15 protein-coding genes are annotated in these 17,671 nt (G+C 47.0%); 13 read left to right on the top strand and 2 right to left on the bottom strand.

Going from position 1 to position 17,671, the window contains the following annotated elements:
- Positions 1-381 precede the first annotated feature (381 nt).
- The 5 genes from GJR95_RS42400 to GJR95_RS37125 all read left to right on the top strand — a co-directional run bounded on the left by GJR95_RS42400 (position 382) and on the right by GJR95_RS37125 (position 3,865).
- The gene (locus GJR95_RS42400; protein WP_317167028.1) at positions 382-813 is read left to right on the top strand and encodes an IS110 family transposase; all 432 of its coding nucleotides are present in this window, start codon (positions 382-384) and stop codon (positions 811-813) included.
- A gap of 35 nt (positions 814-848) precedes the next feature.
- Entirely contained in the window at positions 849-1,202 is a 354-nt protein-coding gene (locus tag GJR95_RS42395) for a hypothetical protein (RefSeq protein ID WP_232540979.1), read from the top strand.
- Positions 1,180-1,443 carry a transposase gene (locus GJR95_RS42390; RefSeq protein ID WP_232540978.1) on the top strand — a complete coding sequence of 88 codons (264 nt, stop codon included), beginning with the start codon at positions 1,180-1,182 and terminating at the stop codon, positions 1,441-1,443. The genes GJR95_RS42395 and GJR95_RS42390 overlap by 23 nt, the downstream gene beginning before the upstream one ends.
- A gap of 179 nt (positions 1,444-1,622) precedes the next feature.
- Complete coding sequence (locus GJR95_RS37130) at positions 1,623-2,381, top strand: acetylxylan esterase (RefSeq protein ID WP_162390674.1); 759 nt, start codon at positions 1,623-1,625, stop codon at positions 2,379-2,381.
- Between the two features lie 41 nt (positions 2,382-2,422).
- The gene (locus GJR95_RS37125) at positions 2,423-3,865 is read left to right on the top strand and encodes a family 43 glycosylhydrolase (protein WP_162390673.1); all 1,443 of its coding nucleotides are present in this window, start codon (positions 2,423-2,425) and stop codon (positions 3,863-3,865) included.
- 228 nt (positions 3,866-4,093) lie between these two features.
- On the opposite strand, the gene GJR95_RS37120 is transcribed toward GJR95_RS37125, so the two are convergent.
- Both GJR95_RS37120 and GJR95_RS37115 read right to left on the bottom strand, forming a co-directional pair.
- Positions 4,094-5,068 (bottom strand): quinone oxidoreductase family protein, encoded by a 975-nt coding sequence (locus GJR95_RS37120; protein WP_162390672.1) that lies wholly within the window; start codon positions 5,066-5,068, stop codon positions 4,094-4,096.
- Positions 5,069-5,327: 259 nt separating this feature from the next.
- Complete coding sequence (locus GJR95_RS37115) at positions 5,328-6,074, bottom strand: SDR family NAD(P)-dependent oxidoreductase (protein ID WP_162390671.1); 747 nt, start codon at positions 6,072-6,074, stop codon at positions 5,328-5,330.
- Between the two features lie 83 nt (positions 6,075-6,157).
- Here GJR95_RS37115 and GJR95_RS37110 point away from each other — a divergent pair, with 83 nt between their 5' ends.
- From GJR95_RS37110 to GJR95_RS37075, 8 genes are all read left to right on the top strand, one after another.
- On the top strand, positions 6,158-6,535 hold the full coding sequence (locus GJR95_RS37110; protein WP_162390670.1) for a winged helix-turn-helix transcriptional regulator: 378 nt from the start codon (positions 6,158-6,160) through the stop codon (positions 6,533-6,535).
- A gap of 201 nt (positions 6,536-6,736) precedes the next feature.
- On the top strand, positions 6,737-7,276 hold the full coding sequence (locus GJR95_RS37105; protein ID WP_162390669.1) for a VOC family protein: 540 nt from the start codon (positions 6,737-6,739) through the stop codon (positions 7,274-7,276).
- Positions 7,277-7,435: 159 nt separating this feature from the next.
- The gene (locus GJR95_RS37100) at positions 7,436-8,836 is read left to right on the top strand and encodes a hypothetical protein (protein WP_162390668.1); all 1,401 of its coding nucleotides are present in this window, start codon (positions 7,436-7,438) and stop codon (positions 8,834-8,836) included.
- A gap of 384 nt (positions 8,837-9,220) precedes the next feature.
- A complete protein-coding gene (locus tag GJR95_RS37095) occupies positions 9,221-9,826 on the top strand; it encodes an RNA polymerase sigma factor (protein ID WP_162390667.1) in 606 nt (201 codons plus the stop codon).
- A 63-nt stretch (positions 9,827-9,889) separates the two neighbouring features.
- Positions 9,890-10,957, top strand: coding sequence for a FecR family protein (locus GJR95_RS37090; RefSeq protein ID WP_162390666.1), 1,068 nt, complete (start codon positions 9,890-9,892; stop codon positions 10,955-10,957).
- 158 nt (positions 10,958-11,115) lie between these two features.
- Entirely contained in the window at positions 11,116-14,469 is a 3,354-nt protein-coding gene (locus GJR95_RS37085; RefSeq protein WP_162390665.1) for a TonB-dependent receptor, read from the top strand.
- Positions 14,470-14,477: 8 nt separating this feature from the next.
- Complete coding sequence (locus GJR95_RS37080) at positions 14,478-16,121, top strand: RagB/SusD family nutrient uptake outer membrane protein (protein ID WP_162390664.1); 1,644 nt, start codon at positions 14,478-14,480, stop codon at positions 16,119-16,121.
- Between the two features lie 59 nt (positions 16,122-16,180).
- A complete protein-coding gene (locus tag GJR95_RS37075) occupies positions 16,181-17,668 on the top strand; it encodes a sulfatase (protein ID WP_162390663.1) in 1,488 nt (495 codons plus the stop codon).
- The last annotated feature ends 3 nt before the right edge of the window (positions 17,669-17,671 follow it).

The raw sequence follows: 17,671 nt of genomic DNA, 5'->3' as shown, positions 1-17,671 counted from the left end.
TTCTGTCCAGTGGTCCGCTACCCCGGCTCACTCGTCGCACGATCGCTTCGGCCTTTAGGTTTGGCCCCTATAAATATTCCAAGAATAGTATACCTTGGTAGGCTCTCAACTGGAGAGTAAACCAGTTCCAGTGGGGATGCCCTACCGTCTTCGGCTGAGTTAGCGACTCATGCCGGGCGGCCGGTGCCGATCGATTTAGGACCCCACTGGCTTACTAAAGCACTAGACTCAACCGGGTGGCCGGAGCCATAGAAATTCGGGCTGATGACCCATGAGCAAGCGGGGCGCCCCGTGGCGTATTGAGCGTGCAACAGTCAACTGGCTTATGTATTATCATTAACTCCTCCAAAAGTATGGGAAATTTCACGGTTTTCATCGGTATTGACATCTCTAAAGCTACGGCACCGGCCGCCCGGCCTGGACTGGGCCGTTGTCGTCGCCAATAAGTTGTTGTTTCACTATCAGTCGTCGAATGATCAGAAAGGAATTGAAAGCTTTGTAAAGCACTTAAAGCAACAATACCCACAGGCTAGCTTTGATAATAGCCTATATTGTATGGAACACACGGGAATTTACAACAATCACTTACTTAATTTCTTTCAAGATAAACGGGCAAATAGTTGGGTGGAACATCCAATCCATATTAAAGAAAGCTTGGGTATGATTCGTGGTAAAAACGACAAAGTAGATGCCCAACGAATCGCTTTGTACGCCTACAAAAACCGAGATGAAGCTCGTCTATGGACCGCACGGGCGGCCCCGACCCAAGCGGGAGGTCATTCAAAAGTTGGACCGCTTGACAGCCACTCGTAGTCGGCTGGTCAAAGTACGTAAAATTCGGACCGCCGATGCGGCTTCAGTCTCCGCTGACCGATTCGGATGGCTTTATCTGCAGGAAAGAGCATAAAGCGGAGATGTTAGCCTGTCAGAAAACATTAGACGCTCTTGATAGAGATATCAAACAGATCCAGGAAGCTATTGCTGATACGATCCAGAAAGATCCTCAGTTAAAAGAATTATATGGGTATGTGCAATCCGTTAAAGGCGTTGGGCCGGCCATCGCCACCGAGCTCCTGATCATCACCGCCCGGCGGCCCGGCAACGAATTTAAAAGCATCACGGACCCTAAAAAATTAGCGGCTTCGGCCGTCCGATTGCCATGCCGGTGTAGTCCCTTTTGTGTATTCGTCAGGACAATATAGAGGGAAAGCGAAAACTAGCAATAAAGCCAATAAGCCCCTAAAAGCTCTATTACATACGGGAGCTATGTCAGCTATCCAGCATTCTCAGGAGCTAAAGGGCTATTATATCCGTAAGACAGCCGAAGGTAAGAATCAGATGTTGGTCATAAATAATGTTTGTAACAAATTGATTCATCGCGTTTTTGCCTGCGTACGGCGGAAAGAAAAATATAAAGATTTTTATTCCCCCGTTGTTGCTTGAATCATAGAAATTGCTCCGATGGTTTTTAAAAATCGGTGGTACACGATCCATTGATCGGACTAGTCATTAATCACTATTTTTTCACTCTCAACCTAGTTAAGCCACCACCGCTTCGTTTAGTAGGTTTCCATAAACTACGCTTTGTTTGGAAACAATACTCCTTACAGAAGGAATAGGTTATGAACCGAAAATACAACTACGTATTGCCGTTGATATCGTTGATCGTTTTATCAGGATTACAACTAAGTGGCCTTACCGCTTTTGCTCAGGGTCCTGGTCCGGGGCAAAGACTACCCCTACCTCCCATACCGATAAAAGGCGATACGACACATACCCTATCCAAACACTTCACGACGGCTTCTGCTGCCCAAAAAGCACCGGATGCAAAGGGATTTATTCAGCGATGGCTGGTGCTGGAACCGGTAAAGAAAGATATTGTCAGGAATAATATTTTCACCGACAATTACCTCAGAACAACGTTTTCGGCCGATAATTTTTCCACCGATTACACCACAGTCCCCCAAAATGGTGAAACAGTAAACGTGAGAAACCAGGAACTGAAGTGGTATGCGTTGGACAGCAAGTCATTCAACGTTAATTTATACCATTTTACCCACGCCATCAACAAGCCAACATACGGAATACTGGTCTGGCTGGTCACGGTCATCAATTGTCCTGAAGAAATCAAAAACGTCCGGATGGCTGCCGGATGTAATTCCGGCTGCATGTGGTGGTTGAACGGTCAGGAAGCCTTGCTGCTTTCCGGTGACCGGGATATGATTGCCGATAATGGTACCTCGGCCCGTTTAACGCTGAAAAAGGGAAAGAACATCATCCGCGGAGTCGTAATAAACGGGCCGGGTATGGCTAATTTTTGTGTCCGTTTTTTAGATGAAAAAGGATTGCCCGTAAAAAATCTCAGTTTGAGTTACGAATAACAGTGATTAGTCTGCTTAAGCTAATTAAACCAAATTAGTACATGAAAACAGTGAACGTAACCAGCCTGACCACTTTATTGGTTTTATGGCTAACACAGACCGTACTAGCCCAGATCGGAAGACCTTTTATTCATGATCCCTCAACCATCGCTGAATGTGACGGCAAGTTTTACACCTTCGGCACAGGCGGTGGCGGATTAATATCCGAAGATGGCTGGACCTGGCAGGGTGGCGGGGTGAGACCGGGTGGTGGAGCGGCTCCTGATGTCATCAAACTTGGGGATCGTTACCTTCTCATCTATGGCGCAACCGGTGGTTCACCCAACCACAAAGGAGCGATTCTGACCATGTGGAACAAGACATTGGATCCAAAGTCCCCTGATTTTACCTATTCTGAACCGGTTGTGGTGGCAACCTCGGATGGCTATGAAGAGAACGATGCCATTGACCCCGGTGTTATGCTAGACCCGACTACGGGCCGCCTTTGGCTCACCTACGGTACCTATTTTGGCTTCACGCGTCTGATCGAATTAGACCCCAAAACAGGAGGCCTCAAGGCAGGAAATAAACCCGTCGATGTAGCGATCGTCTGTGAAGCCAGCACGTTAGTGTATCGCGACGGTTGGTACTACCTGCTGGCCACGCATGGCAGTTGTTGCGATGGGGCCAACTCGACCTACAATGTGGTGGTGGGGCGTTCCAAAAAAATAACCGGCCCTTACCTCGATAATGTAGGCAGAAGCATGCTGGAAGGGGGTGGTAAACTGGTGGTGGCTACCCGCGGAGGATTAATAGGCCCCGGGCATTTTGGACACCTCATTCTGGAGAAAGGCGTTGAAAAAATGTCCATCCATTATGAAGCTGATTTAGAACAGGGTGGCCGAAGCGTATTAGGCATACTTCCGGTGGTTTGGAAAGATGGGTGGCCTGTTGCCGGTGAGAAGTTTAAAGAAGGCACGTATGAAATCGAATCGGTACGAAGAGGATATGGCTTAGAGTTGGCCGTTGATTTTACACGAATGACCGTTGGACCACGGGGGTTTGGTCAGCCCAGCAATGACCCAATAAAACCCGTTCAGGCTCAGCAATTAGCCGATGTAGTGAAAAACTGGCCAACCGGTCCTATTAAGTTGAGAATAGGCGACTACATGTCCCGTCCCCATCAACAATGGACGATTACCGATGCGGCTGATACGACCGGCTATTTAGGTGGTCCCTATTATAAAATTGTCCTTGCCGGAACCGATCGGGCCTTAGCGGCAACTACCGATGCAGACGTACTAACCGTACCGGCATTTACCGGCTCCCCTGAACAATTATGGCGAATCGATCAATTGACGGATGGCACCTACCGGATAATGCCTAAGATCGTACCGAATTCGGGAAAGAAGTTAGTGCTGGTATCTTCCGGAGACAGCACACCGACCCTGGCAGAATTTGATTTTAACAGCGATAATTCTAAATGGAATTTCAGGGCTCACTAAGGATATTCATCACACGACTGATGCTGTGAGGATTGTCTATTGTGTTACTCTGTTCGTTGCAGAGTAGTTGGTAAGGCTTATTATGAGTGATTTATGAGATAAGTATGGCAAGCAACAACTCCTAATTGCGCGGCTATGCTTATTATATTATCAGAAGTCATCTAACATAAATGCCCCGAAGGGCATCTATTGACAAGTTAAAGCATCGCTGTTGGAAAGCTTCCACCATTAGGTAATCTGAATGACCATCTTTTTGCCCGCTTCGACCTTTTGTGTCCAAGCTTCTTCGATGTTTTCCAAGGTTTCCTGCTGGATATTTATGGCAATTTTTCCCAGAGCCGCTAATTCGAAAATTTCAGGCAAAAATTTGGTTTTGTAGTCGAGTAAATCCTGTTGCGAAAAGCTGCCCAAGCCTGACCCTATTAATTCCAGGGCTGAACTACGCAACACGGCTGAGGGCAAGTGAATTGCCGCCCCGGCCATCTCGCCAACGGCCACCACGCGTGTCCGATGCGGCAAACGATGAATGCCTCCACTCGTAAGGGATCTGATGAGTAATTCAATGGGTTTGCCCCATAAATAGTCAATGACAATATCAATGGGAGTCTGTTGATGAATTGCTTTTATCTGCTCAATAATAGCCTCATCTTTCTGGTTTAACGAAATGATTTCATTGGCACCGGCTTGCTTTAACTGATCTAAGAGATGGGGGTTTCGACCGCTCACAATAAGGGTAGATGCCCCATAGTACTGAGCCAGTTGAAACGCTAAGAGGCCAGTTACACCCGTAGCGCCATTAATGAAAACGGTTTCTCCCTTTTGCAGCTTGGCCCGATTTACTAAGGGCATGGCCGAGCCCATGATGGCATTGGGCAGAGCCGCAGCCAGTGAAAAACTTAGATTATCGGGTAGAGTGGTAACCTGTTTTTTATTAATGATCGATTTTTGGGCTATCATGCCCGTTACGCCTTGTGCATATACTCTTGAACCATCTTCCAGCGTACCAACTCCATCAAATCCAACGACTGTTGGTAGGTTTGAATAGTTAGCATAGTGCTTCCCACTGGCCCGTCCTTTATCAAGATTATGAACAGCCGCTGCTTTCACATGCACGATCAGTTGCTCATCGGTTTGAGGGACAGGCTCGGGAAAATCTGAATAGATGGGCGATGTACCTAATTGATGTAAAACGGCTGCTTTCATTTTTGGTGATTCGTTGAGACGAGATTAATTTATCTGAGGTTCTAAAGTTGGGAGTATTGACAGAATGGTACAGCATGGTTCGCTGTCTTTATGCAATGTTAAATCGGTTTGCACCATCTTCTTGTCAGATACCGGCTATCTTTTGAAAAGCCTGCTTTTACGAGATTAAGTAAACGAGTTTAAAAAGAGTTCAAGCTGAAGCATACGTATTAACTAAAAAACGGACCAAACTCATAGTCCGTTTTGTGCCTGCTTACATTTATCTCTTCAGGCTCATGCCACCATCCATGATCAGTTCAGCACCGGTAATGAAGCTAGCCGCATCACTACTGAAGTAAGCCACCCGTTTACCAACATCCTCGGCTTTACCTATCTGTTTAAGTGGTATACGGTCAATCATCCAATTGTTCAGCTGCTGTAATTGATCATCGGCATTACCCGCCTTCTTAAGAATCTCGGTTTGAGTGGGTCCTGGGCTTATACTGTTTACCCGAATGTGGCGGGGAGCCAGTTCGACAGCCGCAATCCGCATAATGGCATTTAAAGCCGCCTTGCTAGACGAGTAAATAGACGAATTAGCCCCGTCCATACTGACTGTGTTAGACGAAAGAAAGACGACGGATCCACCGTCATTGAGTAAGGGGATAAACCGGCTTAGGGTAAAGTAAGCCCCTTTGAAATTGACGTTAAATACGGTATCAAATGCTTCTTCCGTTGCTTGCACAATACTAGCGCCACCCAGTACACCAGCGTTGATAATGAGAATATCAATTTTTCCGTACCTATCCTTTACAAAAGCAGCCAGTTCGTCTACAGCGGCAAGCTGCCCTTGATCAGCCACTACACCTGTGACGTCTAAGTCGGTAGCGGCCTTCTCAACGGCCTCTTTTCGCCGACCGGTAATGATGACCTGGGCTCCCTGTTGTTTTAATTCGTTAGCTGCGGCATAACCAATGCCACTATTTCCGCCCGTAACCAGCGCTATTTTTCCTGTTAGCGTATTCATAAACTTAACAATTAATTTAATCGAGGCAAAAGTATAGCTTGTTTGGTATAACTTTGTTACCAGTACAACCAAGTATACCAGCTATGCAGGAAGACAAGCGACTAGAGATGGCTAATGAGGTTTTGGCCAATCCCCGGAATCAACGCCAGGAAGTACAGGCTTTACAGGATACAATTTATGTACTTGGCGGCAAGTGGAGACTACCCATCATCAATTCAATATGTAACGGTAACAAACGCTTTCGCGATATTGAGCGGAGTATACCCGGCATCACAACCCGAATGCTCTCGCGCGAACTGAAGGAGATGGAGGCTAATCAATTGATTCGCCGAACGGTGATTCCGACAACGCCAGTGGGGGTTGAGTACACCTCGACAGAATATTGCCAGAGCTTTGGCGACATTATTCTAGAAATGATCAAATGGGGAAAGCAACACCGGGAGCGTATAATAAAACAGTAAATTAAAAAGAAAGCAGTGCGTTAGATAATCTGTTTCGGCAGGGTTCATAAATGCGTCGGATCATTCAGATTAATCTTGTATATGCCTGCGTGTATGCTATTAATCTTTGAAATTCATAAGTCATGCTTTGTTCTTAATACAATGTCAGGACCTGACTGTGACCAATTTTGTGTCATCAAACAACACAGAACCAATCACAACATGAAAACGCTCATCAAAAAAACGTGGCTACTCAGTTTATTACTGGTAGTGAACACGGTAGCACAAGCCCAACGTAGCGAAGCCACCGGGTTCAACATGCCGGCTCTGAATCCCAAAAGTGCTCTCGCGGGTATTAGTGGAAACCACGTCGGCATTCGGGTTCCCGATTATGCTGCGGCCATTAAATGGTATACGGAGAAACTGGATTTCAGAGTCATTCACGAGTGGGATTATGCGGACGAGAAACTCGCCTATCTGGCCCCGGCGAATACGAATGGTTTTTGGATTGAGATTTTGGCGGGTGGTAAGCTAACCCCGAATCAAAAATTCGATGATCTTGGGAAAAGTCTTGAAAACGGCGGTTACCACCATTTTTGTGTTCACGTAACGAATATGAAACAGGTGCTGACCGAGTTGAAAAATCGGGACGTCACCGTTATTGGCCAGCCTTTTTATCTAAAAGCCATAACAAGAAACCTGGCCTTCATCCAGGATCCCTGGGGGAATATGATTGAGCTTGCCGAAGTGGTTAAACAGTAACCTATAAAGATTACTATTTTTGAAAATGCTCCGGTATCTGATCGGAGCATTTTCAATTTGGTACCGTCACAAAGCAAGCCGTCGATTTTTCGGACCCTAGTTCGCTTTTCATTTTGTGCCAAAATGAATAATTGACAAAAACGTAACACCATTTGAGCCATGTCGGGCAGCTTACTGGAACTGATTGAGCAAAGTGAGATAATTCAGGCACTGAATATGGAATTTGCCGCTGTTCGAGACAGAGGGGATCTTCAAAAAGTACTTGCCGAAAAACTGAACGGGTTAGTTGACTTTCATAGCCATTTTATTGAGTTGATCAATCCAGATGAATCGTCCGTTTCGATGTTTTTGGATGACATCCCTTTAGAAACGGATGACGCCACATACCGGGAAAGATTGACGAATAAAGGACTGATGAACAACGAAACAGTCAGTAAAATACTGAACGCTAAAGAGCCCGTCGTTGAGGATGTGACTCAAGTGCTTAGCCATGACGGGAATACTCGTATCTCGCATCAAACTAGTATTAAGCGGCTTATCTGGAGCAAATTATCGATAAGTGATAAGGCCATTGGCATTTGGGGGATCTCCCAACTTGATAATCAATACGCCACTACGAGCCACCTTCGGTTGATTAGGCAGATAGCCAGTATGCTTTCAATTGCGGTCAATAGCATCTTGGCGAACGAAGAAATAAATCGTCGTGAAGAAGAGAAATCAAAAATTCTATCGTTCAGCAATGCCATTGCGTCGGCAAGCGACAAATACACGCTGGGGAAAATAATTGGTCAGCAACTGGATAACTTATTCAACATTCATGAATACTGTATCTATATTATTTCAAGGGATGAAAAATGGCGATGGGCTTACCTATTTGACCGGGACACGGCCATAGCGAAATACCCTGATTTTAAAGACCTGATTGAGTTACCTCAAGATAATAATGACGAGCTTTACCAGGTTGCCAAGAATGCCACCGATGTCTTGCTGCTCACGGCAGAGGAATATTACCAACTGCCCGGAACAGCCCCGTACCGGGAAATGGGAGATGCGATCAATTTTAGGGGTTGGGGCTGTCATACGATCCGTTTAGCGCAGGAAGACGTTGCGGTTTTAACGTTTAATCATAATGACATGAAACCGCAGCTGGGGCTATTTAAAAGCATTTGTTCCCAGCTCGCTATTACAGCATCCAACCTGCTGAGCAGAGACGAACTGGAACGCAGGGAAAACGAGAAAACGATCCTGCTTTCGCTGAGTACCGAAATTGCTTCGCTTAAAAGCCGGGTGGACCTATTTAAAGTGGTGAATGCCAAAATAAAGGATATATTTTCGGTCACTCAGTTTGGTATCGTGAAGGTCGATGAAGATGGAATGACACATAGCGCCTTTATGATGGACCTGGGCCTTTCAGAAACGGATCAGTCAGATTTTGAGCGACTTACCAAACTAAAATATAGCGTAGCGGATTATTTACAGTTTGGTACGCAATCCGCCTTTGGGAAATTTTTCCGCAAACAGACGGGTCTATCGCCAAAATCGTACCGTCAGAAACCGTAAGTTGGACTAGTATTGATGTAGATTATTACGCAAATTGAATTAATATTTTGTCAGCTACATTCAACTGCTTACGCCAATAAAGTATGTCACGCGTAAAAATTAAACGGGCTAGTTCAGTCGTCGACATGCCGGATGTAACGTTCCATTAATTCAAATCGATTCGTTAATCGTCCACGAAAATGTCCTAATAGGATCAACATAGTGTGTGCAATTTTCAGGGCTATATGATACATAAAGTAATACTTCCTGTATTTTAAGAGTATTTTACTGTTTTATTGTATTTTTATTGTTTTTATGGTAAGTTGAAACATGCATTATCCTTTGATAATGTATGTCAAACATTTTGTAAGTGTTCTCCAGTGAGAGCGGCTATTGATTCCTATTATGCCTTTTTCAGAAACTACTGACGATAAGTTATTGTGGCAGGCGTTTAAGCAAGGAGATAAAGGAGCATTCTCGTTGTTATACCAGCGCTATATCCGGGTGCTGTTAAGTTATGGTAACAAAATATCTCAGGACGAACAGGCGGTAGAAGATGCGGTTCAGGATCTGTTTGTCGATTTATGGCAGAGTCGTAGACGCCTGAGCGATGTGGAGTCTGCCCGCTTTTATTTATTTCGTTCACTGCGCCGGAAGATTCACCAATCGATCCGACCTGATCAATCGTTATCTGAAAATTGGGAATCCACGGACGAAGCGTTTTTACCTATCAGCCCAGCCCAGGAAACTGAACTGATCAATGCCGAAACGATACAGCTACAGACGACTGATTTACAGGGTAAAATGAAAAGTTTACCCCTGCGGCAGTACGAAGTCCTTATGCTCTACTATTACCAGGGCTTCAATTACGCTCAGATTGCGTCAATCTTAGCCATCAACGAGCAATCGGTTCGAAATCTACTGCAACGGGGTCTTCATAAACTCCGGCAACTAGCCCATTTAGGGAGTATTTTATTTGTATTGCTATTTTTTTTGCTTGAAGTGAGTTAAATCCACTCTTTATCTCCTCTTTCCTAATATAGGAATCGTTTTATTTATTAGCCAAAAAGTAGCATGGGCTATGCTGATTATAAGTTAGAGAACTTTCTAAAAGATGATTCCTTTACCCAATGGGTCTATCAGCCGACGCCGGAGAACAATACGTTTTGGGAATGTTTTCAGGAAGAGCACCCTGAAATGCTGCCTATAATTGATGATGCACGAACCATTTTATTGTCGATTGAACAGGAAGTCATAGCGAACTATCCAGACGACCGTCAGGTGGAGCGGATATTCAACCAGGTGCAGGAGCGGATACAAACTGTCTCATTTGTTCAATCTCGCTTTGGCTGGCCCTGGCTGGCAGCTGCTTCGGTGCTGCTTTGTCTTGGCCTCTGGTTATATAAGCAGAATCAGATGCCCACCCAATATGAGCAACTCATTGATCAGGCATCTGCTACATTACAGGAAAATAATAATCTATCTACTGTACCCTTGCTGGTTCGTTTACCGGATAAAAGTACTGTTTTGCTGAAACCCAATAGTCGGATCAGTTACGCCAAAGACTTGGATCGTCAGGTCAAACGAGAGGTCTATTTGTCGGGGGAAGCGTTCTTCGAGGTAACCAAAAATCCAGATAAACCGTTCTTTGTTTATGCCGATGAGTTGGTGACTAAAGTGCTGGGCACAAGCTTCTGGATTAAAGCCACCGACGCCAGTAAGCAGGTTGTGGTTCAGGTAAAAACGGGGAAAGTATCGGTCTTTGCACGAAACGATAGCCGAGCCAATGAGATGAAAGCCAATCGGGAACTGGAAGGGGTTGTGCTGACGCCTAATCAGCAAATAACGTTCTCGCGCAGCGATGTGCGAATGAAGAAATCGTTGGTTTCTGCACCCCTTCCTGTTCACCTTCAGCGATTTGAATTTAAAGATGAACCTGTAACACGCATTTTCGTGGCTTTGGAGCAGGCCTACGGAATTGACATTATTTACGATGAAGAGTTACTGGGCAACTGCCTGGTAACGGCATCGCTGGCGGAGGAGCCGCTGTATGAGAAACTTAGATTGCTCTGCAAGGGCATCGAAGGTCAATATGAAGTGGTTGATGCGCAGATTGTTATATCAGCCAAAGGTTGTCAATAAATAAGTTTATGTAGCCCCAAACCCAACTCGTTGAACCCATTTGTTATGAGCCACTAAGCTAGTGTTTCAATTCTTTTTTTGTTACGTATACATATATCCGTTATATGACGGAAAGGAATTTTTATGTCTTTTTTTATCAAATAAAAACCTTTACATACATGAGAAAAACGTTTCCAAACCTGGCTTATTGGCAAACGATTGTGCGAATAAGTTGTCTGCCGCTGGCTATTTCGTTTTTAGTGACCAGTATGGCGCTGGCTACGGGCATTCGAGCGCAAACCATTCTGGATACCCGGATTACGCTTCACCTGCAAAATCAGAACATGAAAACGATTTTGGCGGTTATTGAAGAGCAGACGAACGTAAAATTCCTGTATAGCACGAGCCTGATCCAGGCGGAGCGAAAAATCTCTCTGAATGTTCAGCAGGAAAAGCTGGGAATGGTATTGGAAGAGATGCTTAAGCCGATGAACCTAGGCTATGAAGTGTCGGGAAAACAGATCATTCTAAATCGGTTGCCTTCCACTACTCCTCCTATCAGCCCCAAACCGGCCTCCTCAGAAAGAACGCTATTGAATACGCCTATTGATCATGATGTTTCCGGTACCGTTTTAGATGAAAAAGGCGGAGCGTTGCCTGGTGTTTCAGTGGTTATAAAAGGGAGCCAACGAGGAACCACCTCTGATGGTAATGGCCAATTCCGGTTGACCAACGTACCCGACGGCCCAACGGTACTGGTGTTCAGTTTTGTTGGTTACCAGACGCAGGAAATTTCGGTGGGCAGCCAAACTACCCTTCGAATAGCGATGAGTACTGATGAAAAATCACTGAATGAAGTGGTGGTGGTGGGTTATGGTACCCAAAAGAAACGTGATCTGACCGGGGCCATTTCGTCCATATCCAGCAAGGATATTGCCGAGACACCAGCCTCTAATGTACTATCCAATGCGCAGGGTCGCCTGGCAGGAGTGGATATTGTCCGCGCGGATGGTAATCCCGGCTCCAGTCCGGTGATCCGCATTCGGGGGAACCGGTCAATCAATGCCAGCAATAACCCCCTGTATGTGATTGATGGCATTCCAACCGACGTGAGTATCAGCGATTTCAATCCCAATGATATTGAATCGATGGAGGTGCTGAAAGATGCCAGCGCCGTTGCCATTTATGGTTCACGCGGGGCCAATGGCGTCATTCTGATTACGACGAAGAAAGGAAAGGAAGGGAAGGCAGTCATTAGCTATGATGGCTATTACGGCATTAAGAAAGCCAGAAAGAATTTTCTGTCCATGAACGGAACCGAATTTGCGCGATACGTTCGGGTGTCGCGGGGGCTATCGGCTGAAGATGCCAGTCAGGATGCTACGATTATGAGTCCGGTTGAAGCCGAGAATTTAAAGAACGGCGTTTCAACCAATTGGCTGGATCTGGTGCTGCGTGATGGCGTTCAGCAAAGTCATCAGATCGCGGCCAGCGGAGGGGCAAAAAATACAACCTACTATCTGTCTGGCTCGTTTTTCGACGAAAAAGGCGTTCTCCAGAAAAGCGATTATCGCCGATATTCATTCCGGGCGAATATCAATATGAACGTAACGGAACGGCTGAAAGTAGGTGTCAGCGCGACAGTGTCGACCGATCTGCAAAATGTCATGGTGAACCGGCCTTATACCTATGCACTGGGCTACTCACCCCTGATTACGCCTTACGATGCGGCCGGGAACGTAGTGCCCTACCCGAATCCCAGAGAAGGGTTACAGGCGAACCCGCTCATGGATTACCAGCCCAATCAATACACCGATGAGCGCAAAAAATACCGTGTCTTTGCTACGATGTTTGGGGAGTACAAAATTGCAGATGGCTTTACCTATCGGCTCAACTATGGCCCTGATCTCAGCACCTTTCGGGCCGGAACGTACACGGGCACGTTGACCGGAAGCGTGAACTCCGCCAGCGTCAATAACCAGCAAAACTTTGCCTACACGCTTGAAAACCTCCTAACATTTGACCGGAAATTCGGGCATCATGGCTTAAATGTGGTGGGATTGTTCAGCACCCAGAAGAATCGCTTCGAATCGTCCATGGCCAGTGGGCAAAATATCCCCATCGAAACGGCTTCCTTTTACAACCTGGGCAGTTCGGGCGTGATTACAGGTATCGGTAGTTCGCTGACGCAGTGGGGATTATTATCCTACATGGGTCGCATCAACTATGGTTTTAACAGCCGCTATTTGCTTACGTTAACCGGGCGTGCCGACGGCTCTTCGCGACTCTCCCCCGGTCGAAAATGGGCGTTTTTTCCATCGATATCCGCTGGTTGGGTTATTTCTGACGAAGCTTTCATGAAGGCTAATCCAGTGTTATCATTTCTAAAAATCCGCGCTGGTTACGGGGCTGTCGGCAATACGTCGATCGATCCGTATCAAACGCTGGGTGGATTGACGCGGTCGATTTATGCGTACGGCACCGAGGCCGCTTATGGGTATAGCCTGAGTGTCATTCCCAATCCGGATTTGCGCTGGGAAATCTCCAAAACGCTCAATATTGGTTTAGATTTTGGATTCCTGAATGATCGAATCAGCGGATCGCTGGAACTCTACGATACCCGAACCAGCGACCTGCTACTCAATCGGTTGATTCCAATAACCTCTGGCTACACGTCCATCCTGCAAAACATTGGTGCGACCCAAAACCGGGGCATAGAACTCACGCTTAACGGATCCATTCTGAACACATCGAAAGGGTTTAAATGGGATGCCAGTCTGAATTTCTTTTCGAATAAGGAAGAAATTACCGAATTATTCAACGGACAGACGGACGATGTAGGAAACAAGTGGTTCATTGGCAAGCCGGTCAGCGTTTTTTATAGTTACAAGCAACTGGGCATCTGGCAAACGGGAGAAGTTGATGCGGCCAAAGCCGCTGGCCAGCGGCCAGGCGATATCAAGATTGCCGACGTCAACGGGCGTGATCCGAAAGGAAATTTGACGAAGCAGCCCGATGGCGTTATCAATGCCGACGACCGCACTGTACTGGGTTCGACCGTACCAAAGTGGAGCGGTGGACTTACCAACCGGTTTAGTTATAAGGGAATTGACTTTTCCTTTCTGGTGTATGCCCGGCAGGGCCAGATGCTTCAGAGTGGTTTTCATAACCTGGGCGGAAACCAGTGGCAGGGGCGCTACAACAATATTAATTTCGATTACTGGACTCCAACCAATCCGAGCAATAGCATTCCAATACCCTATACCTCCTCGGCGCCCTTGTATGCCGACGCGGTTAGCTACTTCAACGGTTCGTTTGTCAAAATCCGAAACATCACGCTGGGTTATACCCTGCCGAAGAGCCTGCTGGCTAAGGTTGGCGTTTCAAGCCTGCGTCTATACGGCACTGCCGACAACGCCCTAATTTTCTCGCCTTATAAACTGGTCGATCCAGAGTCCAGCTCCGGTATCGTTGGTGGGGCTACGCCCATGACATCCGCAGTCTACGTATTCGGTATGAATCTCAAATTTTAAGCCCAGCCATGAAAAAAATAAATACCTTTTTATCAACGGCCCTCTTACTCATCAGCCTGTTTTCGTGTCAGGATATTCTGGAAGAGAATCCGGTGGGGCTGGCTGCCGCCGATAGTTATTATGCTACACCAAAAGGAATCAGTGACGCCCTGAATGCCACATATAGCCGTTTACGCGTGTTTTATGGGCAGGAGGATGCCAGCTTTTTAACTGTTCCCGGAACCGATATGTATACCAATGGTTTTGGGGGCGTGACCAATCACCCGGCGGTAAATGATTACTCGACTAACTTTTTAGGCACCGATACGTTCGTTACCTCCGTCTGGAATAACTTCTACGTAGGCATTAACCAGGCGAACGCCGTCATTAACCGCGCTCCGGCGGTGGCCGGATTGAGCGATGCCGAAAAAAACCGAATCCTGGGTGAAGCTCGTTTTCTTCGGGCTCTGTTTTATTTCCATCTGGTGCAACAGTTCGGCGATATCCATTTCTCCCTGCAGGAATCCGTTGGGGTTCAGACCACAGCGAAACGAACCCCTGTTGCCACGATCTATGAGCAGGGCATTGTGCCCGATTTACAGTTTGCCATAGCGAATTTACCGGCTAAAGCGGCCAATTATGGTCGGGCTACCAAAGCCGCATCGGAAGCCCTGTTGGCGAGGGTGCAACTGACACGGGGCAACTGGGCGGAAGCCGAAGCGCTGGCGTCGAACGTCATCAAAAATTACAGCTTCCAGCTTGTCAAACCCTATGCGAATCTGTGGGATATCAACAACGATCAAAACGCAGAAGTGATCTGGTCGGTGCAATTCACGAGCGACGTGCTGACTAACGGCGACGGTAACCAAGCGCACCTGTTTTTTCTGATCGACTATACCCAAAATCCGACCATCGTACGGGATCTGGCCAACGGACGGGCTTACCAGCGATTTATGCCGACAAATTATCTGATCAAGCTCTTCGACCAGACCAAAGACAGCCGGTGGGAAGGTTCTTTCAAAACCGTATTTTTTGCCAATACCAAAGGGACAATCAACGGCAAAACGGTTATGCCCGGCGATACGGCCATCAAGATTGTGACCTATCCCGTTCCCGACAATGTACAAAACACGGCCCCCTACTGGTACATCGACTTTAACGATAAATGGGTAGGGGCTTCTACGATTACCAATAACGAGATTGGTGGAGGCCAGCGTCGACGCTTTCCAGTACTCAAGAAATTTCTCGATCCCCTACGCATCAGCGTCAATGCCGTCGAAGGACGCCGGGACTTTATCGTTCTTCGGCTGGCCGAAATGTATCTCATTGCCGGAGAAGCAGCCTGGCGGCAAAATAAGCTGGCCGAATCGGCCACGTATTTTAATGTGGTTCGCACGCGAGCGGCAATTTCGGGCAAGGAAAAAGACATGCAGGTAAGTGCTGCTGATATCAACCTGGAGTTCATTCTGGATGAGCGGGGGCGCGAACTGGCTGGCGAAGGCTTGCGCTGGTACGATCTAAAACGGACGGGAACATTGCTGACACGGGTGAAACAGTACAACCTCGATGCGGCTCCCAACATCAAGGAAATGCATCTTGTACGCCCGATTCCGCAAACGCAGATTGACCGGGTAACGAATCCGAGTGAGTTTTCCCAAAATCCGGGTTACTAAGAAGTCCCAAACTACCCGGTAATTGTCCACTTTCGGGTAGTTACAACACTTATGTCCTTATGAACTCCAGGCTATTTATCGGAAGTGTAGTTGTTACGACATTGGTTGTCAGTGTATTGTTTATAGGAGCGAGGCAGCATCAACCCGCCCAGCGCCCAAACGTGCTTTTTATTTGCATTGATGACCTGCGGCCTGATTTAGCGTGCTACGGTAATCCGATTATCCATTCTCCGAATCTTGATCGATTGGCGAAGCAGTCAGCCCTGTTTATGCATCAATACGTGACCCAGCCTACTTGCGGGGCTTCTCGGTATAGTCTGCTCACCGGGCGTTTACCGCGCAACACCGTGGAGCTGACAAACGAAGCGATTGAAAAGGAAATCGCCGGAAAACCCCGTGCCGAGGTACCGGAAACGTTCATCGATAATCTGCGCCGGAACGGCTATTACACCGTCGGAATCGGTAAAATCAGCCACTCCGCCGATGGATACGTCTATAAGTACGAGGAGCCGAAAAGCAACGTACTGGAATTGCCCCATAGCTGGGATGAAATGTTGTTTGATCCTGGCAAATGGAAAACAGGCTGGAACGCGTTTTTTGCTTATGCCGACGGCTCCAACCGCCAAAGCCGGAAAGCCCAGGTGAAGCCGTATGAAAGCGCGGAAGTCGATGACGAGGGTTATCCAGACGGATTATCGGCCAAAATAGCCGTAGCCAAACTGAAAGAACTGTCGGCCAGGAAGCAACCATTTTTCCTGAGCGTAGGTTTCTTCAAGCCTCATTTACCCTTCAATGCGCCCAGGAAATACTGGGATTTGTACGACGAAACTAAAATTCCCCTAACGCCCTCCCCAGCTGTTCCCGAAAAGGTTAGCGCGGCCAGTCTGCACGAAAGTGCTGAATTCAACGGATACAAGCAGGGCGATGAGCAGGCTAGCCTGGAAAAGCCGGTTTCGGATGCTTATGCGCGCAAATTGCGCCATGCCTATTACGCCGGCGTGAGTTATACAGATGCGCAGGTGGGTAAGGTACTGGATGCTTTAGCGCAGTCGGGTATGGATAAAAACACGATCGTGATCGTTTGGAGCGATCACGGCTGGCACCTGGGCGATTACCGGGTTTGGGGCAAACACACCATCTTCGATCAGGCCGTCCGGAGCGTCCTGATGGTAAAAACGCCAGCAATGAAAAACGGGTTGGTACGAAAAGAAGTCGTTAGTTCCGTTGATATTTACCCGACGCTTATGGAGTTATGTAACGTGAAAGCACCAACAGCACTGGATGGCAAAAGTTTTGGCAGCCTGCTAAAAAAGGGGAAATTGACGCATTGGGATAATGTGGCCTATAGTTATTTTAAACAGGGCATTACCCTCCGCACGGATCGCTACCGGCTGACCAAATACTTTCGTACTCAGGAACCAACCGTTGAACTATATGATCACCAGAACGACCCGAATGAAAATCACAACGTTGCTGGTGAACACCCGGATCTTGTCAAGCATCTGAGCCCGATTTGGGACAAGGGCAATACCGGCCTGTTCAACTAAGCA

This window comes from Spirosoma endbachense, from assembly GCF_010233585.1.
GTDB lineage: Bacteria > Bacteroidota > Bacteroidia > Cytophagales > Spirosomataceae > Spirosoma > Spirosoma endbachense.
This window is presented reverse-complemented; position numbering and strand designations above follow the sequence as displayed.